Here is a 24,066-nt window from a genome sequence, read left to right on the forward strand (position 1 = left end):
CAAACTTTTTAAAATAGCACATTATGGCAGAATTAACAAACGATCAAAAAGGGGGAGGTCCGAAAGAACGCAGGCGTATTCGAAACAGACCCATGCCTAAAGTAGATTTGACAGCAATGGTTGATTTAGCGTTCCTCTTGATTACCTTTTTTATGCTCACTACCTCGCTGAATACACCCAATGAACTGGATATCGCTATGCCGGATAAAGGCCCTATAACGGAGCCGATTTTGTTGAGCGAAGATCGCGTGTTGAACCTCCTGTTAGGCGAAAATAATGAGTTAACGTATTACCGGGGTACGGCCGACTCGCCGAAGTCTAGTCCACAAAAAGTGGCATATGGAAAATTGGGTTTAGGAGAGTTGCTGGCGAAGACGACTGTTGACGTGAAACAAGCGACAAACGGACAAGATATTATTGTCCTGATTAAGCCTAGCGAAGGATCCATAGCACGAAATCTTGTGGATGCAGTAGATGCGGTACAGCGCGCAGCGATTGGACGCTATATGATCACGAAGATTAACGAGGTGGAGAAACGGATGATGTGACAATAGCGATCTGCAATAAGAACACATATTTATTACAGATCGTTATCGTGTTATTTTTATTTGACATCAACGGTTAGCGTTTGTCGCCCTAATCGTCCGTTAAAGTCTAGTCCTTCGATTGTTATAAGATATTTACCAGCTTCATCGGAAGTATAAAAATCAAAAGCCGCTTTACCATCCTCGTCTGTTACAATATTAGGTTCCCAATGAATGGTTGTTCGTAGATCCTGATTAAGTGTGGTTTCAGAATCGGGTTCATAAACGGGCTTGTAAAATGTTTTATGCATATGGAACCCTTGTGGTTGCACTGTCACGATACCTTTGGGCGTATAGTTACTTCGCATAGCATCAGCTCCTGATTTTGAAGTAATGATGATTAGGCCGTTCCCTCCGTAAGAGCCATAGATGGCGGTATAATTTATGTTGCGCAATACCTCGACGCTTTGCACATCCATTGGATTGATCATCGATAACATATCGTTTTCAACATACATTCCATCTAATATAACTTGCATTTCACCGCCCCCGCGTGTGGTGTATGGAATGCCATTTCGGAACATGACGCCCATTAAACGGCCGTTTAAACACATTTCTAAAGTCGTGCACGTTTCCAAGTCTTCCGCCCCAATCACCTGATCAGCATTGCCGGGACCATTCAGGTTTGCAGAACGCTCCGAAGCTTTATGTCGAGGGCTTCGGGCCGTCACGACAACCTCTTGAATAGCAATAGATTTTTCCATAAGGCCCTGTGCCTCCAATCCTGAAAAATATTTCTTGCTGTGAAGAAGCTGATCGACGAAAGTGGTATTTATATTGTTTTGTTCCCCAGGCGCATTTTTGTTAGGGTCTATGGCAGGCGGTGTTTCTGAGGGAATAATAATATCGATGTTATTTTTTCCTTTCTTGTCTTTTGCTGTTATCAAAAATTTAATGCTGTCAGGGAAGAATAGATTATCAAATTCGAAATAGCCGTCTTCATTCGCAACTGTATCAATGAATTCCATAAAATTATGTGTTGGGACTAACACCAACTTGGCATTGGGAACTGGCGCTTTTCTTCCAAGTTTTCGGGCCTGTCCTTTAATGGATATGCTTTTTTCCGGAGAAAAAATGGGCTCTTTGACCTCAAAAAAAGGTGTTATGTTTATTTTCCGCCAACCCTGCGTCAATAGCAGGTTATCTATATCATCTATTTTTATTTTGCCATCAAAATAATAACCAGGATTCTCTATGTATCCCTTTATATCGGTACTTAAAAGCAGTGAGGAAAGTATATTAGGGGTGATTTTTGAATGGTCTTTTAATTTATCCGTGTTGATGACGGAAGCCGATAAGACGGCGGTACGTATGCTATCTGATGGGGCTCCCGTTTCAAGCGACACGGTAATCTTATTTCGTTTATTGCTTGTTGGCGCGTCGATATTAGCGGTTAAAGGCAATACATTTTTCGCCTTGTAAACAAAGACAGGCCTTTCTATTAGAGGCTCTAAGTTGTGATTTAGAATGCTGACGGTTAACACGCCGTTGGGTAGGTCGGCTTTGGGTACTGAAAAGATGAGCTCTGGTCTGGATGCGGGCTGCTTTGATGCATAGTACACATTACCCATATATTGCGCTACGAAATATATTTCACTTCCGTCTTGTTTGTCGGGGCTTAGACACACCTGCGCAAACAATTTATCGCTGTTTCCATTGTTCACCTGGATATTATAGCCGGATGAAACTGGTTGGGGAAGTTCGGATTTTATCGTGGTGCCATCGTCGAACGTTGTATACGCGATCATGGGTTGTGTACCCTGGATAAATAGAGGGGCTGAACCCATACCCAAAATGTTCGTTTTGATTGTTGCTGCGGTATCGCCGGTCGTTGTAAGTATATGCGTTTGACTTTCGGCGCCGAGGCCGTCAGGTTTGAGCGTTTTGATCGCAATTTTATTGATGTTTCCGATCAATAAGTTCCCGCCTTCTGGAAAAAACTGTATGCTGTTTTTTAAAACAGTAGCTTCCGGTAGCTTAAATATTTTTTTTACTTGCGCTTCGGCTCTATTCGAAAAACTGATAAAAAGTTTGGACTTTGCATAATCGTCCTTGAAGGGAATGGACAGCTGTCCCTGATCGTCTGTTTTAAGACGCCCTCGTTTTAGGTTTTTACCTATCGGAGAGATAATTTCGTATCGTACGGACTCCTCGGCTAACGGAATACCCTCCATATCCTGTAATTGAATGTTGTAATTGCTATTGTCGAGATAAGAATGGGAAAGAACGTTATCTAATCGACCATTGCTGACTTGAATATTCTCGTTAAAGAAATAAATGGAGCTATCATTACGCATCCAGTTGGTATAGGCACGGACACGGTATGTTCCTTCAACGAGTGTATCGGCTAACGGAATATCACCTACACCTAGACCTGTTACTATCGGGATTCGTATGTTTGATACCACTTCTTCCTTTGGGCTGATAAGTTCTATGTACGCGATATGGCTAATATTGGATAAAAAATTTTCTATTCCCACCGTAGTATATGCTTTGAACCAAACCGTCTCTCCCGCAGTATAGGCGTGTTTGTCCATATGGAGATAGAGCTTTTCAATGGGATGAACGTCTTGATATGCATTGATTTTAACGAGAAGACTTTGTAAATCTTGTGCTCTTATACTGGCAGCGGACAGCGTAAGAAAGCATAATAAAATAAGCCTCTTTATATTCATAACAGGTGAAATTTGGACTTAAATTACGAAAAAAATCAGGATACTATATTAATTTTTTGTTGATTATTAGTCAACATCGGTATCTTTGCCCATATGAATATCTTAATTATTGGTTCCGGCGGCAGGGAATCTGCCTTTGCGTACAAATTATCGAAAAGTCCAAAATTGAATCAACTGTTTATCGCTCCAGGGAATGCGGGGACGAGCCAATACGGACAAAATGTAAACCTGAAAGTTACGGATTTTGATGGAATAGCATCTTTCGCAGTTGAAAACGAGATCGACATGGTTTTAGTGGGGCCGGAGGAACCCTTAGTGAAAGGTATTCACGATTATTTTTTACATCGCCAAGATGTTAAGCATATACCGGTCATCGGTCCTCAACAAAAGGGGGCGCAGCTCGAAGGGTCTAAAGATTTTTCAAAGGAATTCATGTTGCGTCATCAGATTCCGACAGCAGCGTATAAATCTTTTAATAAATCTAATCTGGAAGAAGGACTGTCCTATTTAGAGACGCAGAAATTGCCTATCGTTTTGAAAGCCGATGGCTTGGCTGCAGGAAAAGGCGTTCTAATTTGTGAAACGCTGGAAGAAGCTAAAACAGAACTAACGGCGATGATTGCGGATGCAAAATTTGGCGATGCAAGTTCGGTGGTGGTTATTGAGGAGTTTTTAAAAGGCATAGAACTTTCCGTTTTTGTACTTACTGACGGCGATTCTTACAAAGTATTGCCTTCCGCGAAGGATTATAAACGTATCGGCGAAGGTGATACAGGGTTGAATACGGGCGGTATGGGGTCGATATCTCCTGTTCCTTTTGCAGACCAAACTTTTCTTTCAAAAGTGGAGGAGCGCATCATTAAACCGACAATTGAAGGATTGAAGAAAGACGAGATCCTGTATAAAGGGTTTATTTTTATTGGTTTGATGAACGTCGATGGAGAGCCGTATGTTATCGAATACAATGTCCGGATGGGAGATCCCGAAACAGAATCTGTATTGCCAAGGATTGAGTCTGATTTGGTTGATTTATTAGAAGGAGTAGCCAAAGGAGATCTAGGTTCTCGAAGTTATACGGTAAATCCTAAGACAGCGGTAACGGTCGTGTTGGTTTCGGGAGGCTATCCGGGGGAATATGATGCCGGGATGGAGATTATGAATATAGAGAATGTAGAAGACTCTATCGTGTTTCACGCTGGAACGAAAGAAATAGATGGTAAGGTTGTCACTGCGGGAGGACGCGTGCTAGCTGTAACAACACTGCAAGATAACCTGTTCGATGCCCTCCAACAAGCTACGGCCGACGCCGGAAGGATATTTTTTGAGCGTATGTATTTTCGAAAAGATATTGGTTTCGACTTGTTATAAAAAATAATCTTTTCAGCTTCAATGTATTATAAAATAGGGCGTGAAAATGTTTTGGTGATTTGAATAATGCTCTTATATTTGCATCACCAAAAAACAATGGCCCGTTCGTCTAGGGGTTAGGACGCCAGATTTTCATTCTGGAAACAGGGGTTCGATTCCCCTACGGGCTACACACTTAAAAGTAAAAACAAAAACGCTTGCAAATCAATGTTTGCAAGCGTTTCTGTTTTATTTCCATCGACGATGCGTCCACAGCCACCAGCTGGGATCCCGTTGTATGCTTTCTTCCAGCATGTGGGCAAATGTTCTCGTTATCTGACCATCGGTTGTATCGGCAGCATGTTCGCAGATTATTTTAATATTTATCTCCCACCGTTGTTTATGGAGAGGTTTTAATTCTACGTATCCCACATAAGCATCTATCCGTTTTGCCAATTGTTCCGCGCCGGCGAACATGAAAGTACGCTGTTGTAGAAAATTGACGGCAATACCGTTATCATGTCCCGGAAATTGATCTGCAATAAAAAAAGTGATAGATGGGGTCTGTTTCTCCCGTAAAAGTATACGTAACGCTTGCGTAGCTGGCAACAAGCGCGCCCCATAGCGTGTCCTTTTTTTATAAACAAAAGAATTAAACAAGTTGTTTTTTAAAGGTTTATATAGCGCTTGTACAGGCATGTCGGTATGTTCAGGTAGCTTACTAAGGACCTCCCAATTACCATAATGGCCCAATAAAAAGATGGTTTGACGCTGTTGCTTAGTGACCCAGTTGATGGTTTCCAATGCGGAATCTGCCAATTGTAGTTTTATACGATTGGGATAGAAATTCTCCCATAGGATACGCCCGAAATTTTTATAAAAATTACGTCTATGTCGGGAAATATCCCGATAAGATAAGTTGGGAAACGCACGAGCGAGGTTTTGTATACACACGCTTAAGCGATACTTATAGATATGTCCAATGAAATAACCTAACATGATGATCCTTTTTTATATTTGACAATCATAAGTTTTCTTACCCTTGTTTTTTTGTAAAGTTTAACGTTAAGCATAAAAAACAAGCCCTGAAGCGGGTTGCCGCAAACGTCGATGAGTCGTCTCTGTGGACTATGCTGCGGGCAGTCTTATCTGGTTGGTAGAAGGATAACGACATTGCCCACTTTCTGCCCTGATTCGACGTAACGGTGAGCTTCGACGATCTGATCAAAGGGATAGGTCCGATCGATCACTGCCCTAAAAGTGCCACGTTGGACAAGATCCCTAAGGAGGAGGATATCACCTTGCTGCATGGTTGGAATAGGAAACAGAACTTTCTTGCCCCTTCGTAGCGAAGTAATCATTGCTAGAAAGATATTTTCTGAGCGCTTCCCTAATTCGGTAGAAATGTATATCCCTTTGGGTTTAAGCAAAGCTCGGCATTGTCCGAAGGAACTCTTGCCAACCGCATCGAAAACAAAATCAAATGTGCGTGAAGTCTTGGTGAAGTCTTGGGTTTGATAGTCAATAACCTCATCAGCACCTAGCGATTTCACCAATTCTATATGGGCGGTTCCTCCTACAGCGACGACATATGCTCCAAAATGCTTCAACAGCTGCACGGCAGCAGAACCAATGGCTCCAGTAGCTCCATAAACCAGTACCCGATCTCCAGTATTGACCTTTGCCGCTCGAATATTGCTTAGGGCATAATGGCTGCCCTCCGTCAGTGGAGCAGACTGTTCAAAGGTAAGGCCGTCGGGCAATAGTGCCACGGCGCCCGTTTGAGCAATCACCTTGTATTCCGCATGGCACCCAAATCCACTATCGTCGTATCCGAATACGCAATCGCCAATCTTAAAAGATGTAACATCTTCCCCGAGTGCTTCCACAACACCAGCAAACTCGCAGCCCAGCACCTTATTCTTTGGACGGAGAAGTCCACTGAATAGCCTCGAGACAAAGTAGTGGGCACTTCGAAAGCCTGTATCTGTGCGGTTCACCGTACTCGCGTGTACGCTGACCATTATTTCATTCCGTTTCAGGACAGGCTTTGCTATTTCTGTAACCTTTACCACCTCCGGAGGGCCGTAATAGGTATAGATAGCTGCTTTCATTATCGGACGAGAAAAATCCGTGTTTATGTCTGGGGCATTCATATCCATATGATATAAATATAACGTATAAAAGCCAGTATTAACGATTGTAGATGATAAAATAACCTTTTCTCAACCTTTCTTTAATATATCGTTGGCGAACGGCGTATACCTCTTTACGGCAGAAAATAGTATCCAAGAGATGCTGTTTTAAGTATCGGAATTTTCGTTTTTATTTCGGCGTAATCCGCTGTTTATCCAAAAAAATCAGAGAAATCACGGAAGATATATTTTGGGAAGATAAAGAGAACGAAAAATCTTATATTTAGACCCGAAAGACCATTTGTTTATGGATATCGTTAAATTAAATAAGGCATTTTCCCTTTTCGATGCGTATAATCGTCGTGACCCGACTGTTTTTAAAATAGATGGACACGTTGAACCATCGACGTATTTCTACACTGTAAAGCTGTACGATTGGGTTAAAAAACTGGATCCTGAAGCCAGTGAAGCTTTATTGCTAGCCTCACGATCCCAGCATATTGGGCGGTGGGAAGTCCCTCGTTCGACGTACCCTGAAGGAAGGGTGGGGTACCTCCAATGGCGAAGTGATTTGTCCAAATTTCATGCACAGAAGGCAGCCGACATACTGAATATTGTAGGTTATGACGAGGATACCATCGATCGTGTTCAAATGATTATTTTGAAGAGAAAACTGAAAATTGATGCCGAGGTGCAAACCATGGAGGATGCTCTTTGCTTAGTTTTTTTAGAGTTTCAATACGATGAGCTCATCGCGAAACATGCAGATGAGAAGATTATCCATATTCTGAGAAAAACATGGAACAAAATGACTGATCGGGGAAGAAAAGCAGCATTAACGCTTGATTTTAGTGAGAAAGGGCTATTTTTGTTGGGCAAAGCATTGGATAATTCTTCCCATTAGTTTCGTTTCTGTAATTCGTTGTCATCTTCCTTCTTTTAACAGTAGTTTTCGCTTTTTGGATGCTTAACCGCCATATCCTAGACGTTTTCATTATGCGTAAACATTCGTATATTTGCAGATATAAATTTAAACAGACTCTTAATAAGACGAAATGTAAAAAATAATTCTTTCAGGTAAATCAAGAACGACAGCGGCTGACGGCCATGTCATATTGTTTAATTTTAATGGAAGGATTTATGTTAAGCTTACAAAACATTTCATATACACACCCCAATAAAGACATACTGTTTAATCATATCAACTTAACAGTAAATAATCAGGACAAGGTTGCTATAATAGGTAACAATGGGATTGGAAAAACCACGTTGCTGAAAATCATTGCAAAAGAATTGCTTCCGTCAAGCGGACAATTAGACGTTGAATCCGATCCGTATTATATCCCGCAAATTTTCGGACAATACAATCATTTAACGATTGCCCAAGCACTGCGAATTGCAGATAAACTGCATGCTTTAAAGGAAATCTTGGAAGGTAGTATCAGGGAAGAGAATTTTAATTTACTGAACGATGATTGGACAATAGAAGATCGTTGCGACGAAACATTAGACTATTGGCAATTAAAGGGATTGGACCTATCGCAAAAAATGGGAACGCTTAGCGGTGGGCAGAAAACAAAAGTTTTCCTTGCCGCTATTTTCATTCATAAACCCCAACTGATTCTATTGGATGAGCCTAGCAATCACTTAGACACCTCAAGTCGACAGCTTTTGTATGACTTTATGGAGTCTACTAAAAGTACCTTACTGCTGGTGAGTCACGACAGGAAGTTGTTAAATTTGTCGGGTACAATTGGCGAATTAGGTCAACATGGGATTAGGATTTATGGCGGTAACTACGACTTTTACGAGGAGCAGAAGCAGATCGAACACCATGCGTTAAATCAAAGTATTCAAAATAATGAAAAAGCATTGCGGAAAGCGGAAGGAAGAGAACGCGAAACGTTGGAGCGGCAACAAAAGCTGGATACTCGAGGAAAGCGCAAACAGGAAAAATCCGGTGTTGCTCGAATAATGATGAATACATTACGGAACAATGCTGAAAACAGTACATCAAAACTCAAAAGTGTACACGCGGAAAAGATAGACGGCATGACGCAAGAATTGCAAGACTTACGAACCGCGTTACCCGATCTGGATAAAATGAAATTTGGTATTGATCACTCGCAATTGCATAAAGGCAAAATTTTGTTTGTCGCAACAAATATCAATTTTGCCTATAACACTACGCGGCTTTGGAGAGAAAACTTGAGTTTTCAAATTGTCAGCGGTGAACGGATTGCACTAAAAGGGCAAAATGGTTCGGGAAAGACAACATTGATCAAATTGATTTCCGGAGATCTAGAACCACAAACAGGCGCTGTCCACCGCGCAAAAAATAAATCAGTTTATATTGATCAGGATTACTCTTTATTAGATAACAAACAGAAAGTTTATGAGCAAGCCCAGCAATTCAATAATTCCAGATGGCAAGAACACGAAATAAAAACACGGCTTAATCGTTTTTTGTTTGCCAGAGATGATTGGGACAAACCGTGTAGTGTATTGAGTGGAGGAGAAAGAATGCGCTTAATGCTTTGTTGTCTGACCATCGACAGGAAATCGCCAGACATTCTTATATTGGATGAACCGACAAACAATCTAGACATGCAGAACGTTGAAATGCTGACGGAAGCAATAAATGAATATCGAGGAACAGTCATCGTGGTTTCACACGATGAAGCTTTTTTGGAGCGGATAAACATCGAACGGACCATTGAACTTAGCCGTGAAGATCAGTTAACTTTGAGAAGTTAGCAGCATCATTCTGTTTAAAAGGCTATTTTTTTGCGTATATTAGTCCTGCGGCTATATAAAGCTCAGATTTTGAGGATTTATATGTTGCGGTATAGACACAATTATAAGCAACCGTTTAGTGTAATTATTGCGGCTAATAGCTATTTTAATAAAAGTAAAATGACAACACTATGCAAGAGAAAAAATCAAAGCTAACAAGGCAGACAGGCGCGCCTGTTCCAGACAATCAAAACGCGCAGACAGCGGGCCCGAGAGGACCGTTATTAATGCAGGATTTCTGGTTTTTGGAGAAAATGGCCAATTTCGATCGAGAAGTTATTCCCGAGAGGCGAATGCATGCCAAGGGATCTGGAGCATTTGGAACCTTTACGGTTACCCATGATATAACCCCATACAGCAAAGCGGATATTTTTAGTGAAATTGGAAAGCAGACGGAAATGTTTGCTCGGTTTTCAACCGTTGCTGGCGAAAGAGGGGCCGCAGACGCGGAGAGGGACATTCGAGGGTTTGCGCTTAAATTTTATACCGATGAAGGTATCTGGGATTTAGTTGGAAATAATACCCCTGTCTTTTTCTTCCGTGATCCGATGAAATTTCCCGATTTGAACCACGCTGTTAAACGAGACCCAAAAACCAATCTAAGGAGTCCGAATAACAACTGGGATTTTTGGACGTTACTTCCCGAATCACTCCACCAAGTTACGATTGTAATGAGTGATCGTGGTATTCCTAAAGGATATAGGCATATGCACGGATTTGGCAGCCATACCTACAGCTTTATCAATAAAGATAACGTAAGGCATTGGGTGAAATTCCATTTTAGAACCCAGCAGGGAATAGAAAATCTATCCGATGAGGATGCTGCAAATATTGTGGGCTATGACCGGGAATCGTCTCAAAGAGATCTTTTTGACGCCATCGAGAAAAAGGATTTTCCCAAATGGAAATTGTTTATACAGATCATGACGGAAGAACAGGCTAAAACGTATCGCTTCCACCCTTTTGACCTTACCAAAGTATGGTCGAAGAAAGATTTTCCGTTGATTCCCGTTGGTGAATTTGAACTGAATAGAAATCCGGACAACTACTTTCAGGATGTGGAGCAGGCGGCCTTCAACCCAACCAATATTGTTCCGGGCATCGGCTTTTCTCCAGATAAGATGCTTCAGGGTCGATTATTCTCCTATGGTGATGCACAACGTTATAGATTAGGTGTAAACCACTATCAGATTCCCGTCAACAAACCGCGTTGTCCCTATCATGCATACCATCGTGATGGCGCGATGCGTGTAGATGGTAATTATGGAGACGCAATACATTACAATCCGAATAGCTACGGAGAATGGCAGGAACAGCCGGAAAGTCAAGAACCACCCCTTGAGTTGGAAGGAACGGCCTATGCGCATAATTTTAGAGATGATGACGAAGACTACTACACACAACCGGGTGATCTTTTCCGCATCATCAAAGCAGATGGAAAAGCCGACGTACTCTTTCGGAATACTGCAGCACAGGTGGGGGGTGCGGAGAAATTTATACAGATCCGCCACATCCGCAACTGCTATAAGGCAGACCCTCAATACGGTGAAGGTGTAGCCGCAGCCCTAGGCTTAAGTATGGAGGACGTTAACAGTTTTGATCTGTCACCTTATGATAGATGGGCTCCAAAGCCCACCGGCAGATAAGCGTAACGACAGAATAGACGGCCAAAAATTAGAACCCCGATAGGATATATTGGGGTTTTTAAGGTTTTGATAACAAAAACTTAATATGCACATAGCGGCTTATTCATATATAATTCCTTAATTTACAATAAGGATATAAATTGGTTCTGTTATGAAAGCGATTGTCTATTTCTTCCAAAAAATGTTCACGCGGCTATTTCTAACCCAATTCTCTTCATTTTATTCACCCATGCGGTCGTCTAAATTGTGATAACTATAAAAAGAGAAAGGTTGGATGTTGTTGAATAAGGATGCCTTTGGCGAAGATTTCGTTTGGGGCGTATCTACTGCTGCGTATCAGATTGAAGGAGCGCATAGCCACGATGGCAAAGGACCGTCGATCTGGGATGTCTTCGTAAAAAAGAAGAATAAAATATTTCAAAATCATCATGGGGATATCGCTTGCGATTTTTACAATCGCTACATAGACGATCTCTATTTGATGCATAGTCTCCATATTCCCAATTACCGATTTTCGATTTCATGGAGCCGTATTCTTCCAAATGGTATCGGCGAGGTGAACCGAAAAGGAATCGATTTCTATAACCAGCTTATTGACCTTTCTCTAGAGCTTGGTATAACGCCTTGGGTAACCCTCTACCACTGGGATCTTCCCGATACATTGGAGTTAAAAGGCGGGTGGGTAAACCGCGATATCAGGGATTGGTTTGGCGAATACGTCGCGATCTGTGTTCAGTATTTTGGCGATCGGGTAAAAAACTGGATGGTTTTAAATGAACCTGTCGTATTTACCGGGGCGGGGTACTTCTTTGGCGTGCATGCGCCAGGCAGGAAAGGCTTGGATAGCTTTTTAGCTGCTGCACACCATGCCGCGTTGGCACAGGCATATGGCGGAAAAATTATAAAATCCATACAGCGTGACAGCCATGTCGGAACAACATTTTCCTGTTCGCATATCGAACCCTATCGGATGCGCGAAAAAGATATAACAGCCGCCAAAAAAGCGGATGCCTTGCTCAATCGCCTGTTTATTGAGCCCCTGCTGGGGATGGGATACCCAACAGACAGTCTAAAAATATTGCATAGAATAGAAAAATACATGCAGCAAGGTGATGAGCGGGACTTAAAGTTTGATATGGATTTTATCGGCATACAAAACTATACCCGTGAGGTAATTCGATACGCACGTTTTGTCCCGATGCTACAAGCAAAGATTGTTAGTGCGGCCAAGCGTAAAGTTGAGATGACTGCAATGAAATGGGAGGTCTATCCCGAGTCCATGTATCATATATTGAAGAAATTCAGTGGCTATGAAAATATGCCGCCCCTTATCATTACCGAAAATGGGGCCGCTTTTCCCGATGAGGTACGAAACAATCGGGTAGACGATCCGAAAAGGACGAAATATCTACAAGATACCATTGCGCAGGTATGGCGGGCGAAACAAGAGGGGGTCAAGGTAAATGGATATTTCGTATGGACCTTTCTCGATAATTTTGAATGGGCAGAAGGTTATCACCCTCGATTTGGGTTGGTATATGTTGATTTCCAGACCCAGCAGCGCATTGTAAAATCCTCTGGACATTGGTATACCAGCTTTCTATCCTCGCGTCAAGAATTAACACATGATTTCGCTTCATTCGACACAAAAAATAAGCCCCAACGAGGAGAAGGGGCTTAAACTAACTAACCAAATTATAAACTGAACGATATGTGTTGCAGAGGAAGGATTCGAACCTTCGGAACGCCACCGGCTGACGCTCTGCTGTTGGTCAATGCTGCTGACCGCTACAAATATAAAGGCTATTTTTAGATCCGTCGAATCGAATATATCATTTAATGTTCCCGTAACAAATCGTTTATATATTCCCGGTTTTAAAAATTTCCACAGCAATGATTATAATAGCCATAAACAAACAAAAGTTTTTTTATTTGGAAAAAAAATATAAGTTTGCTTTTCGTTAACATCAAATAAATTTAGCGTTTGGATTATAAACCTTCAATATACCCAGACTTCATCATCATATTTGGTTCACGATAAAGGTTGCCGAGTATACGGGAATGAATAGAAAAGAGCATGGATATAAGTTATCTTTTCTTAATATAGAGGTAATATTGAAATTGTATGTTTGCGATATCATAGCGCATTATGAGTTGAAAGCACGTTGAAGATAGTCGGCTAATAGCACGTTGCGTATGATCAAAATCTATAGTTGGGGATAGAAAATGAAAACAAGAGTCGGATTGTATGTTGATTTGTCAGAGATCGCCTTACTAGACTTGGTAAAGCAAAGTGATCAACATGCGTTTCAGGAACTGTATAACCGATATAGCAGTAAGCTCTATGGAAATATACTGCGCATGACTAAATCCAACGATTCCGCTGACGATATCTTGCAGGTGGTGTTTGTTAGAATCTGGGAAAACCGTCTTACCATAAATACCGATCGGTCATTCAAATCTTACATTTATCAAATAACACAAAACGCGGTCTTCGATAGTTTTAGAAAAAAAGCACGCGACCGCGCGCTCCTTTCTGTTACAGCACGGGAACGTGAAGAACGAGAAACGCGCGAATCGCCGACAGAACAATGGCTTAGCGAGAAGGACGATAAGGCGGTTTTGAAAAAAGCAGTAGATCAGCTTCCACCTAGGAGAAGAGAAATATACCAGCTATGTAAGTTAGAAGGATACAGTTATGACCAAGTGAGTGAATTGCTCGGTATTTCTACTTCCACTGTCAATGACCATATTGTTAAAGCCTCCAAGACGCTGAAAGAATATTTGCAGTATACCCACTACTATATACCTGCGCTATTTTTCTTATTCTTTTAAGTAAATCTTTAACTGCACAAAGATAAAAACGAGCAGTAATCTAATCAAGCGCTATCTATTTATACCGTCCTTTAATCTTAATAAAAATATTGTCGGCGGAGCAGATGAAAGTTTCTTTTCAAACGTAATAGAAGAAAAGAAGATTGGAAAAGCACCCCCATACGATTGCCCAACTGTTCCAGAAATTTATACAGAATCGCTGTACAGCAGAGGAGTTAGATCGTCTTTATCGTTATTTTGATACCGATGAAGATGAAGACGTGCTGAAGGAAATAATTCTAGCAGAACTCGAGCGAGAAATCGAACCCGAAGAAGTAGCGAAACAACAACCCCATTTATCCGATCTTTTCGACCAAATAAGTGAAAAAGTTTTAGTAGAGCCAAATAGGCCGTCCTTATATAGAAAAATGTTGGCGGGACGATGGGCTCGGGTTGCGGCCTTATTTGTTATAGCGGGGTTTGCCAGTTTTATGTCTTATCTGTATATACATAACAGACCTGCTACGGATAAGGTTGTACAATCGGATATGGTTTACCCGCAGCCCGGAACTGAAAAAGCCGTGCTTACGTTATTTAACGGAAAGGAAGTTGTATTAAATGATGCCAACGAAGGCCAGCTTATTCAAGAATCGGGAATAACGGTATCCAATAATCCGGAGGGGCTGGTCACCTATCAGATTGATCCATCTGTTGCTATAGTGCAGAAAGCCCTTACGCATATCAATACCATCCGTACACCGAGAGGTGGCCAGTACCAAATTATTCTTGCTGACGGAACAAAAGTTTGGCTGAACGCCTCCTCCTCTCTAGACTTCCCTAGCCATTTTTCTGGCGATAGCCGGAAGGTAAAACTCTCGGGGGAAGCCTACTTCGAAGTGGCACATGATACCATGAAACCGTTTTTTGTACAAACTGCAGAAAGTGAAGTAGAGGTCTTAGGGACGAGTTTCAATGTGATGGCTTATCCCGATGAGCAGCATAGCCAAATCACGCTATTGACCGGTGCAGTCAAAGTAAATCGAGACGAAGAAACAATACGTCTACTTCCGGGACAGCAGGCCGAAATAAAACGAAATAGCGATGTGGTCCATATCCATACAGTGAATACGGAAGCTATTGTAGCTTGGAAAAATGGCATATTTCTTTTTGATCAATCCGAATTGTCCCAGGCTATGCGCCAAGTAGGACGATGGTATAGCGCCGATATTGAATATATGGACAAAGTGCCTGCTGTGAAGCTGACCGGTATGGTGTCTCGAAAAGATTCATTATCAGTTCTCCTCGATATTTTAGAGCATGCAGGTGGGCTAGAGATAGATGTTCAAGGTAATAAAATCATGGTCAAACAATCAAAATAAAGTCTATGTGAGTACAAAAAAAGCATTATGAATTAAAAATCCTTCCCGGCGGCAACCGAGAAGGAGAATAACGTTCGATCAAATTAACCGCTGCCAAGCCTGTCAGCATAACTTTTTATTAATCCGATAATCAAACATCCAAATGTATGAAAGAAGTATTACATTTTAAACTCCTACGGCCTAAAAATCTGGTCGTTAACGTAAAAAGAACTAACGTTTCCTCCACATTTCGACGAACATTCTTAATTATGAAGTTTACCGGCATTCTCTTATTTCTATTCAGTATGCACGTTAGTGCACATAGTGTTGCTCAACAAGTTACCTTAAAAATCCGAAACAGTAGTTTAAAGGAGGTCTTCCGGGAGCTGAACAAACAGACTGGATATTACTTTATCTATAATGAAAACACCGTAAAAAGTACAACACCGCTTACGGTCGATCTAAAAAACGTACCGTTAACGGCGGCGCTGAATGATATCCTAGACGATCTGCAATTATCTTATACGATGAAAGGTAAGACGATTATTTTGGAGAAAAGTCCCCGAAGCTTTGCCGTAAAAGCACCAGCAAAAGCACAACAGGATACAGTGACCGTCAATGGTGTGGTATATGATACCCAAGAGCCGCCCATGTCGTTGGCAGGCGTAAATGTACGCGTGAAGGGAACGGTGCAAAGCACCTTCACCGATGCATCCGGATTTTTCTCTGTAAAGGCAAACAAAGGCGATATACTCGTTTTTTCGATGGTTGGTTTTTTTTCTCAAGAGCACCGCGTGACTAAAAATGAACGAAGTCTACCCATTTCCTTACGCAGTGACGTCTCCGCGTTGGAAGAGGTCGTCGTTGTAGGGATGAACGAGCAACAGAAAAAACACATTGCGAGTTCGCTGTCGACACTACCGATAGAAAGCAATATCGCCGGAAAGCCCATTACCAATCTCTCACAAGCGCTGCAAGGCGGGGTAACGGGTATTCAGGTCAGCCAAGGGTCCGGTCTTCCAGGTGGTGATGCGGCCACCGTATATATCCGCGGTATCACCACGTTGAACAACGCTAATCCTTTGGTGTTGGTGGATGGGATCCCGATGGATATGAACCATATCGATCCCGTTACGGTAGAAAGTGTAACCGTTCTGAAAGATGCCGCTGCGGCATCCATTTACGGCTCACGTGCGGCGAATGGTGTAATCGTTGTGACGACAAAAAGAGGGACGGCCGGAAAGGCTAGGTTGGATTACAACGGCTATTTTGGTTACCAAACGCCCACAGCATTACCCCAAACAGTAGATGCCGTCCGCTATATGCAAATGGATAATGAGGCGCGGACGACGGCGGGACAACCCACGTTGTACCCCGAACTGGTCATTGAACAAACACGTAAAGGAACAGATCCGCTCTTGTACCCGAATACCAACTGGGTAGACCTTATGCTAGATAAGACAGCCCCGATTACAAGCCATAGTTTGTCCCTCAGTGGAGGAAACAGCTTAGCTCGTTTTGCCGTGACGGGGAACTACATGGATCAAGGGAGTATGCTTCCACATTCGCATGTCAAGCGCTTTAATATCCGGGCGAATACAACGGTCACGTTAGCGGAGAATTTTTTAGTCAATCTGGATTTTACCGCTATTAAGCGGAATCGCCAGTTGGTAAACCGGGTGACGACGAGTGGTACGTTTCGCTTTTTAGAAGACCTCTATCGCGTAGCACCCAATATATTGCCCCGCTATCCTGATCGAGACGGGCAGCGTTTTTATGGTCAATTTGCAGATATCGTGAATCCATTGGCCTATGCTGAAGTAGGTGGCCTGCGCAAGAATGAGTATATGGAATCCTTAATAAACTTCCGGCCAAAATGGACCGTGCTCCCGGGTCTGAATGTCAACGGACAGTTTAGCTTCCGGCTAAATAGCGATGCACACCACAACGTACGGGAGAATTTCACACATTTTGATTACTATACGGGCGTATTGTTAAGAAATTGGGATTTATTGCGAGACGCTAGCCAATCACGTTCATCCTATTATTTTATAGGTTTAAATGCGGATTATACCTACAGAAGCGAAGAACATTCCCTTTACGGGATCCTCGGTTACTCGCAGGAACAGAAAAATTCGGGAGATTGGACGGTACATGCGCTCCGCTCCGCTTTCGCTAAAATGAACTATTCCTTTGACGATCGTTTTTTATTGGAAGGAACCGTGCGTATGGATGGATCCTCGCGATTTGGCCCAGGCAAGAAATATGGCTTTTTTCCATCGGTTGCTGTGGGTTGGAACTTACATAATGAATCGTTTTTGCGGGAGTCAGCGTTGGTCAACAACCTGAAGTTACGGGCTTCCTATGGAAGCTTGGGGAACGAAAATATTGCCAATTACCTCTATCAATCTTTGATCAACCCAAGTACCGCGCTAGAGGTAACGCATGGAAACCCCGATATTTCCTGGGAGAAAGTGAACATGTTGGATATCGGTTTCGACCTGGGCTTATTTTCTTCCAACAAAATCGAGCTGACGGTCGATTTCTACGACAAACGAACCAACGGTATCATCCTCCAGCCACAATTGCCGCTAACAGGGGGCTTTCAAGCAAAAGTACCGGTTAATGCCGGTGAAGTGCAAAATAAAGGCTGGGAAGCCGCGTTGACATATAACGAAAGACTGGAGAGCGGCTTTGGTTTTTCCATCCGTCCCGGGTTTACCTACAATAAGAATGAAATCTTGAGTTTAGAAGGTGGTCCTTACGGAAATGATGCAGAGATTCGTAATCAGGTAGGTTCGAGCATTGGAAGCTTGTTTGGCTATAGAACCGATGGTCTATTACAAGCCGAAGATTTTTATGATAACGGTAAACCGCGAATAAGCGTGCGAAGTATAGAATCCGCTCCCGGCGATATCAAATACATTGATCTCAACCAAGATGGGAAGATAGATGAGGCGGATAAAACGATTATTGGCGATCCTATGCCGCGTGTCAACTTCTTCTCCAACTTCCGGTTTGATTACAAAAATTTCGATTTCGAATTTTTACTTCAGGGAACCGGAAAAAGTGACGCCATGCTGACTGGGATGTTTGCGTTACCATTAGACATGAGTGCTGATGGCGGGGTTCCTACGACCTATTATGCAAACAACTATTGGTCGCCAGAGCGTACCGATGCAAGGTTTCCAAGGCTGAATGCCAGTCCGGGAGACAACCGTCAGGCTTCTGATTTTTGGTTTCAGAATGGCGCCTATGTCCGGTTGAAATTCATTCAATTGGGATACAGCTTAAGCCCGCAATTAGCAAACAGATTAAAGCTCTCTGGACTGCGTGTATTTCTGAATGCGCAAAACCCTTTAACGTTTACAAGCATGAAGCTGATTGATCCCGAAAGTCGGGGAGACCAATGGAAGCACAGTATCATGGCAACATATTCAATAGGCACTAGCATAAGATTTTAAAGAGATGAACAAACGATATATTTATACGATATGTTTAGCAGGTTGTTTGCTTTTAACCACCAGCTGCGAAAAATTTTTAGTACAAGACCACCCTACGAGCGTGTATGATGAACTCTGGTGGAATACCTCTGCAGACGCAGAGTTAGGGCTATATAGGGGATATGTTGGTATCCCTGACGGTCTGTCCGGACGGCAAATCATGTTCTTGGATGCTTTGAGTGATCAACTCGTGGCACGACAAAGTACACGTGGCGAATATGAAGCATACGTCAGAGGGATACAGGCGTCGGATTGGGATAAGGCGAACCACATTTACATGGACAATTATAAGACCATTAGACGGGTGAACCGTCTGCTCGAAAATATTGACCGGGTGTATATGGACGAATGGCTCAGAGAACGGTATATTCTAGAGGCAAGAGCTCTGCGTGCCTATTATCACATGGAGTTGTTGATGTTGTTTGGAGGCGTGCCGATCGTAAAGACAGCGCTCAGCCCTGATAATAGCAAAATGCAGCGAAACACAGAAGAGGAAGTGTATGCATTCGCGATGTCGGAGTTCAGGGATTGTGCAGAAAAACTTCCGGCAAAATATGATTTTGCAGACCGCACCCGTATTACGTCTGGCATCGTCCTTTCATTAATGACCCGGCTCGCCTTGTTTTTCCACGACTATGAGGCTGCAAAAGATGCCTCGTTAAAAGTGATTGAGGGCGGAGAATATCAACTTTATCGCAGTGCGAATCCAGCCAATAGTTATGCAGATCTATTCCGTTATGCAGGTGAAGAGAATAACGAACGAATCTTTTTCAAGGATAAGGGAAATAGCGGTGCATTTAAAGCTATCGGCATGCCGAGTGAAGGAGGACAAAGTGTATTGTCCCCGACTGCGGCTATTGTCGATGCCTACCAGCTTAAAGACGGACGCAACCTGAGTGAGTTGCCGGCAGACTCGGTTGCACTTTTCCATCGCGATCCTAACCATAAAGATATGCGCGATCCGCGATTAAAAGCTTCGATATTGCTCGTTGGCGATACATTTTTGAGCTCTACGCTGAACCCGTTTGATAATTCCGGTATTAACGCAAATCGGTTAGGAAATCAGTATGCTACCGTTACCGGTTACTGGGTTAAAAAGTATCTTGATGAACGTGATAAAGAGAGTACAGCGAGCACGCGAATTCTTGATTTTATGATTATCCGTTATGCAGAAGTGTTGTTAAGTTATGCAGAAGCCCTCGTCGAACTTGGTGAGTGGGATCATCCTGACGTGCTCTATTATGTCAATATGGTCCGGAATAGAGCGTCAATGCCGAACATCACGCTCGAAAAATACGACTCGCAGGAAAAAATGCGTCAACTGATACGCCAGGAGCGTACCGTAGAACTGGCTTTCGAAGGGGTTCATTATTATGATATCCGTAGATGGGGGACGTGGAAAGATGTCATGAATGGCACGGTATACGGCGCCGTCGACCCCGAAACCGGCCAGAAAATCGAAGTGGAAACCCGGACAACGAATGGGAATCGCTCCTATTGGTGGCCAATCCCTGAGGTCGAGATGTTATCCAATCCCAATATGGAGCAAAACCCTGGTTATTAATTATTGAATACAATATTATCAAAGATATATGTTATGAAAACTTCATTGAGTTTCTTGTTTATATGCCTGATGGTCTTTTCTTCCTGTGGTAAGGCACCCTGGGAAGATTACGCGGCTCCAGTAGACCCAAACCCACCCACGCCGGGCGCAACAAATCCCGACGATGATAATGAAGAAGAAGAAAAAGACCCGAACAACATCCGTATTATCTCCATTGGTATAAATAATAGAAATGCGGAATATGATTATCTTACAGAGTTAATCAACAACGAAGAGGCGGATTTAGTGGTTTTGCGGGAAGTGGACAAAAACAATACCCGTACAGGTATTGACATCAATCAAGCGGAGCTCATCGCGAGTCGTGTTGGTATGCAATATGTGTTTGCTCCACAGCTGGATAATTACAACCAAGGACAGTTTGGATTGGCTGTATTATCGAAGCTCCCCATAGAAGAATCATCGATCATGAAGTTGCCGGTTGATCCTACTGAGAAAGGCGATGAGCGTCCCTTGGCTTACCTAAAAGTCAATTTTAACAGAGATATAGCCTTTGCATTTATCGGCGTACACCTAGATGACTCTGGCGGAGCGAGCCGGAGAGCGGCCAATCGCCCATTACAGTCGGGCGCCATCGTAGATTTCATTAAGGACATGGACATCCCGGTTTTTGTGGCGGGTAATTTCTTTTTTCAAAATGAGGGTGCCGAGAGTTTACCTGCTGTGTTGATAGAGGAATTGACACCGGGCTGCCGCCCCTGCGAAGCTACGGTAACCCAACATGGTGGAGAGTTTATTGCGGATCATATTCTGTTTAAGAATATCGATCCACAGCAATTGGTCGATTACCGATTAGGCCCCTCTATCAGCAGCCGAAGACCCGCAATAGCAGAGTTTAAAATCATCAAAGGCGAATAATGACCTCTTAAATATGAAAAAGCACTTGCATATATATCTTTTTGTCGTTTTAGCATGGATGGCTGCCTCCTGTAGTAAAAGTGAAACCGGCGGGCCAGCGGACGAAGACGATGCCCAACAGGGAGAACCGACCTTTGTTGTCGCTAGCTATAACATTCTGCACGATACACAAGATATACCAGACCATTTTAAATGGACGAAGCGGAAAGACTTGCTAACCAAACAGGTTATCGATAATCAGGTAGATATCTTATGTATTCAAGAGGATCAGGCCAATCAGGCGACGGATATCCAACGGGCTACTGGCTTGCAGATTGCAGGTACCTCCAAACGGATACTCTATAATGGGAAACGTTTTCTGATGCGTAGCCAAGGGCAGTTCTATCTGTCGGAGACACCAGAAAAAAGCTCCTACGGATGGGATGCGGCCGCGATTCGATTGTGTAACTGGGTATTATTCAATGACAGCCATACAGGCCGGGACTTCTTTGTTTTCAACGCGCATTTTGATCATATCGGGCCGGTGGCGCGTGAACAATCCGCGCTCCTGATGAAACAACGAATAGACTTCATGACCAATGGGCAGCCTGTTATTATGACCGGCGATATGAACGCCCGGCCCGGAGAGCGGCCAATCATTACCCTGACGAGCTTCCTGAACGACAGCCGTACGATAAGCGAAACGGTACCTAAAGGGCCAATGGGGACGTATAATGGTAGGAGTACACAGGGGGAATTTACCGCACGTATAGATTATGTTTTTGCAAGTAATCATATACGGGTAAAGGAATATGCAGTGTTGCAGGACGAAACGGATGGAATTTTCCCGTCCGACCACTTTCCGGTGGTTACCAAATTGGAGTTGAAATAATTTGAAACCTATTATTTAGGAGATAAAAGAAACATGAAAAGATATAGAAATTTTATCTGGATACTGCTGCTGTTAAGCACGGTTTTCGGCTTCGCAGCTTGCGAAAAGGCAACCGAATCGAAAACCGACATATTAGAGCAATTTGTCGCCTTGGGCGATACGTCTTATACACTCGCACCGGGCGAGGAACTCATTCTGGCGCCACAATTCGACAAACATCCCCTTCGTGAATATACATGGACGGTAGATCATTCAGAGGTGGTCTCCCTGCGGGAAAATACGGATGGCTCCATGACGGTTATCGGTATACGCAATGGAACGTCCATCGTAACCCTATCGTCCACAGACGCCGCCGTTGTAGCCGCTTGTACCATTATCGTCGACGACGGTTCGGCAGCGGCAGATGACGGCGTGATCAAGATTTTGGCGATCGGAAATAGTTTCTCCGAAGACGCGTTGGAAAATTACCTCTACGAACTGGCCGCAGCAGCGGATGTACCGATTGTAATCGGCAACCTTTACATTGGTGGAGCGCCTTTAGATTTACACTGGGAAAATGCAGCAGGCAACAAGGCGGCTTATCAATACCGCAAAATTGCACAAAATGGAACAAAAACAAACACAGCAAGCACGAGTATCGCTACTGCCATCGCTGACGACGATTGGGATTATATCAGCCTTCAACAAGCTAGTCCTAATTCTGGGCAATACAATACCTTTGTTACCCCATTGCCATTACTAGCAGAGTATGTGAAAGAAACGGCCACCAATTCAAAGGTGAAGTTAATCCTGCACCAGACTTGGGCTTATGCGCAAAATTCCACCCATCAGGGCTTTGCAAACTACAATAACGACCAAAAGACAATGTATGACGCGATCGTAGATGCAACGGGACGTGCGGCAGATCTTATTCAAGCAGATATGCTCGTTCCGACCGGCACGGCCATCCAAAATGGACGTACCAGCCTTATTGGCGACAATTTTACGCGGGACGGTTATCACTTGGACCTAACGATAGGTCGATATACAGCGGCCTGTACCTGGTTTGAGATGTTGACAGGCAAAAGTGTCGTCGGCAATCTATTTAAACCCGAGGCGTTGAACGATTATGAAACGGAGATTGCGCAGTACGCGGCACATTATGCCGTATCACAACCGGCCGAAGTGACAGAATTGACAGCGTATCAAGATGGGGGAGGGACAGGCGTTTTAACAAAACCTGTATTTGTTGGTTTTGGATTTAACGATGCCATAGCCGGATGGAATGGCTTTATGGGCGCGAATAGCTACCTTGCAGGAGAATCCCTTGCCAACCTGAAGGATGAGGAAGGAAATTATACCGGTGTTTCCATCACGATTGTGGAAGGATTTAATGGGCGAAACGCGAATGGGGAGAAAAATACAACAACTGACATGAACATTCCCTCCGAAGTTTCTTCGTATTCATACTTTGGTAACAGCAAAAAAGTTTTCAGCGGCAAGACAATCGTACAAAGTACGCTTCGTTTATCGGGACTGAACAAGACCAAGAAATATAATTTCTGTTTCTTCGGTACCCGATCCGACGTAGGTGCTGGAGACAATCGCGAAGCGAAATACATTGTAAAAGGAGAAAATGAAGTTGTATCTTATCTGGATGCATCCAATAATATGACAAAAACGGCTTGCTCGAATGCTGTTCAACCCGATAATAAAGGTGAAATTACGATAACAATTACGTCCGGAGAAAATAATACGAATACGACAGGATTTTTCTATATCAATGCCATAAGGATCGCTACGGCTGACTGATACATATCCTCACTCACAGATCCTTGATCCGGTTTACCGGGTCAAGGATTTTAAAGTTCCGCCGGCT

General features: G+C 43.1%; 16 protein-coding genes and 1 tRNA gene. 14 read left to right on the plus strand and 3 right to left on the minus strand.

The window, feature by feature from the left end; genetic code table 11:
• Positions 1 to 23: 23 nt before the first annotated feature.
• A complete protein-coding gene (locus H8B17_RS01465; RefSeq protein ID WP_190307400.1) occupies positions 24 to 548 on the plus strand; it encodes an ExbD/TolR family protein in 525 nt (174 codons plus the stop codon).
• A gap of 56 nt (positions 549 to 604) precedes the next feature.
• On the opposite strand, the gene H8B17_RS01470 is transcribed toward H8B17_RS01465, so the two are convergent.
• Entirely contained in the window at positions 605 to 3,259 is a 2,655-nt protein-coding gene (locus H8B17_RS01470; RefSeq protein ID WP_190307401.1) for a TonB-dependent receptor plug domain-containing protein, read from the minus strand.
• Between the two features lie 93 nt (positions 3,260 to 3,352).
• Here H8B17_RS01470 and purD point away from each other — a divergent pair, with 93 nt between their 5' ends.
• Positions 3,353 to 4,627: a phosphoribosylamine--glycine ligase gene (purD, locus tag H8B17_RS01475; protein ID WP_190307402.1), complete on the plus strand. Its 1,275-nt coding sequence runs from the start codon at positions 3,353 to 3,355 to the stop codon at positions 4,625 to 4,627.
• Positions 4,628 to 4,725: 98 nt separating this feature from the next.
• Positions 4,726 to 4,797, plus strand: a tRNA-Glu gene (locus H8B17_RS01480).
• A 58-nt stretch (positions 4,798 to 4,855) separates the two neighbouring features.
• Here the strand turns inward: H8B17_RS01480 and H8B17_RS01485 are convergent.
• Together H8B17_RS01485 and H8B17_RS01490 are read right to left on the minus strand one after the other, a co-directional pair.
• Complete coding sequence (locus H8B17_RS01485) at positions 4,856 to 5,605, minus strand: lysophospholipid acyltransferase family protein (RefSeq protein ID WP_190307403.1); 750 nt, start codon at positions 5,603 to 5,605, stop codon at positions 4,856 to 4,858.
• A 146-nt stretch (positions 5,606 to 5,751) separates the two neighbouring features.
• Complete coding sequence (locus H8B17_RS01490) at positions 5,752 to 6,768, minus strand: NAD(P)-dependent alcohol dehydrogenase (protein WP_223816285.1); 1,017 nt, start codon at positions 6,766 to 6,768, stop codon at positions 5,752 to 5,754.
• A 280-nt stretch (positions 6,769 to 7,048) separates the two neighbouring features.
• Here H8B17_RS01490 and H8B17_RS01495 point away from each other — a divergent pair, with 280 nt between their 5' ends.
• The 11 genes from H8B17_RS01495 to H8B17_RS01545 all read left to right on the plus strand — a co-directional run bounded on the left by H8B17_RS01495 (position 7,049) and on the right by H8B17_RS01545 (position 23,999).
• Positions 7,049 to 7,645 (plus strand): DUF4202 domain-containing protein, encoded by a 597-nt coding sequence (locus H8B17_RS01495; RefSeq protein WP_223816286.1) that lies wholly within the window; start codon positions 7,049 to 7,051, stop codon positions 7,643 to 7,645.
• 236 nt (positions 7,646 to 7,881) lie between these two features.
• Positions 7,882 to 9,498 carry a ribosomal protection-like ABC-F family protein gene (gene abc-f / locus H8B17_RS01500; RefSeq protein ID WP_190307404.1) on the plus strand — a complete coding sequence of 539 codons (1,617 nt, stop codon included), beginning with the start codon at positions 7,882 to 7,884 and terminating at the stop codon, positions 9,496 to 9,498.
• A 170-nt stretch (positions 9,499 to 9,668) separates the two neighbouring features.
• On the plus strand, positions 9,669 to 11,183 hold the full coding sequence (locus tag H8B17_RS01505; protein WP_190307405.1) for a catalase: 1,515 nt from the start codon (positions 9,669 to 9,671) through the stop codon (positions 11,181 to 11,183).
• A gap of 274 nt (positions 11,184 to 11,457) precedes the next feature.
• Positions 11,458 to 12,864 carry a GH1 family beta-glucosidase gene (locus H8B17_RS01510; RefSeq protein WP_190307406.1) on the plus strand — a complete coding sequence of 469 codons (1,407 nt, stop codon included), beginning with the start codon at positions 11,458 to 11,460 and terminating at the stop codon, positions 12,862 to 12,864.
• A 545-nt stretch (positions 12,865 to 13,409) separates the two neighbouring features.
• Complete coding sequence (locus H8B17_RS01515; protein WP_190307407.1) at positions 13,410 to 14,018, plus strand: RNA polymerase sigma factor; 609 nt, start codon at positions 13,410 to 13,412, stop codon at positions 14,016 to 14,018.
• A gap of 143 nt (positions 14,019 to 14,161) precedes the next feature.
• Complete coding sequence (locus tag H8B17_RS01520) at positions 14,162 to 15,376, plus strand: FecR family protein (protein WP_190307408.1); 1,215 nt, start codon at positions 14,162 to 14,164, stop codon at positions 15,374 to 15,376.
• A gap of 146 nt (positions 15,377 to 15,522) precedes the next feature.
• Entirely contained in the window at positions 15,523 to 18,819 is a 3,297-nt protein-coding gene (locus H8B17_RS01525; protein WP_190307409.1) for a TonB-dependent receptor, read from the plus strand.
• Between the two features lie 4 nt (positions 18,820 to 18,823).
• Entirely contained in the window at positions 18,824 to 20,422 is a 1,599-nt protein-coding gene (locus H8B17_RS01530; RefSeq protein WP_190307410.1) for a RagB/SusD family nutrient uptake outer membrane protein, read from the plus strand.
• Positions 20,423 to 20,455: 33 nt separating this feature from the next.
• Positions 20,456 to 21,337 carry an endonuclease/exonuclease/phosphatase family protein gene (locus H8B17_RS01535; protein ID WP_190307411.1) on the plus strand — a complete coding sequence of 294 codons (882 nt, stop codon included), beginning with the start codon at positions 20,456 to 20,458 and terminating at the stop codon, positions 21,335 to 21,337.
• 13 nt (positions 21,338 to 21,350) lie between these two features.
• Positions 21,351 to 22,208, plus strand: coding sequence for an endonuclease/exonuclease/phosphatase family protein (locus tag H8B17_RS01540; RefSeq protein ID WP_190307412.1), 858 nt, complete (start codon positions 21,351 to 21,353; stop codon positions 22,206 to 22,208).
• Between the two features lie 33 nt (positions 22,209 to 22,241).
• Positions 22,242 to 23,999: a DUF4886 domain-containing protein gene (locus H8B17_RS01545; protein ID WP_190307413.1), complete on the plus strand. Its 1,758-nt coding sequence runs from the start codon at positions 22,242 to 22,244 to the stop codon at positions 23,997 to 23,999.
• Positions 24,000 to 24,066: the final 67 nt, after the last annotated feature.

This window comes from Sphingobacterium arenae, assembly GCF_014692505.1.
Lineage (GTDB): Bacteria > Bacteroidota > Bacteroidia > Sphingobacteriales > Sphingobacteriaceae > Sphingobacterium > Sphingobacterium arenae.

What these genes read in the sequence shown, in the direction of transcription:
- H8B17_RS01465 (WP_190307400.1), top strand. Translation starts at nt 24, where the DNA reads ATGGCAGAATTAACAAACGATCAAAAAGGGGGAGGTCCGAAAGAACGC.
- H8B17_RS01470 (WP_190307401.1), bottom strand. Translation starts at nt 3,259, where the DNA reads ATGAATATAAAGAGGCTTATTTTATTATGCTTTCTTACGCTGTCCGCT.
- purD (WP_190307402.1), top strand. Translation starts at nt 3,353, where the DNA reads ATGAATATCTTAATTATTGGTTCCGGCGGCAGGGAATCTGCCTTTGCG.
- H8B17_RS01485 (WP_190307403.1), bottom strand. Translation starts at nt 5,605, where the DNA reads ATGTTAGGTTATTTCATTGGACATATCTATAAGTATCGCTTAAGCGTG.
- H8B17_RS01490 (WP_223816285.1), bottom strand. Translation starts at nt 6,768, where the DNA reads ATGGATATGAATGCCCCAGACATAAACACGGATTTTTCTCGTCCGATA.
- H8B17_RS01495 (WP_223816286.1), top strand. Translation starts at nt 7,049, where the DNA reads ATGGATATCGTTAAATTAAATAAGGCATTTTCCCTTTTCGATGCGTAT.
- abc-f (WP_190307404.1), top strand. Translation starts at nt 7,882, where the DNA reads ATGTTAAGCTTACAAAACATTTCATATACACACCCCAATAAAGACATA.
- H8B17_RS01505 (WP_190307405.1), top strand. Translation starts at nt 9,669, where the DNA reads ATGCAAGAGAAAAAATCAAAGCTAACAAGGCAGACAGGCGCGCCTGTT.
- H8B17_RS01510 (WP_190307406.1), top strand. Translation starts at nt 11,458, where the DNA reads ATGTTGTTGAATAAGGATGCCTTTGGCGAAGATTTCGTTTGGGGCGTA.
- H8B17_RS01515 (WP_190307407.1), top strand. Translation starts at nt 13,410, where the DNA reads ATGAAAACAAGAGTCGGATTGTATGTTGATTTGTCAGAGATCGCCTTA.
- H8B17_RS01525 (WP_190307409.1), top strand. Translation starts at nt 15,523, where the DNA reads ATGAAAGAAGTATTACATTTTAAACTCCTACGGCCTAAAAATCTGGTC.
- H8B17_RS01530 (WP_190307410.1), top strand. Translation starts at nt 18,824, where the DNA reads ATGAACAAACGATATATTTATACGATATGTTTAGCAGGTTGTTTGCTT.
- H8B17_RS01535 (WP_190307411.1), top strand. Translation starts at nt 20,456, where the DNA reads ATGAAAACTTCATTGAGTTTCTTGTTTATATGCCTGATGGTCTTTTCT.
- H8B17_RS01540 (WP_190307412.1), top strand. Translation starts at nt 21,351, where the DNA reads ATGAAAAAGCACTTGCATATATATCTTTTTGTCGTTTTAGCATGGATG.
- H8B17_RS01545 (WP_190307413.1), top strand. Translation starts at nt 22,242, where the DNA reads ATGAAAAGATATAGAAATTTTATCTGGATACTGCTGCTGTTAAGCACG.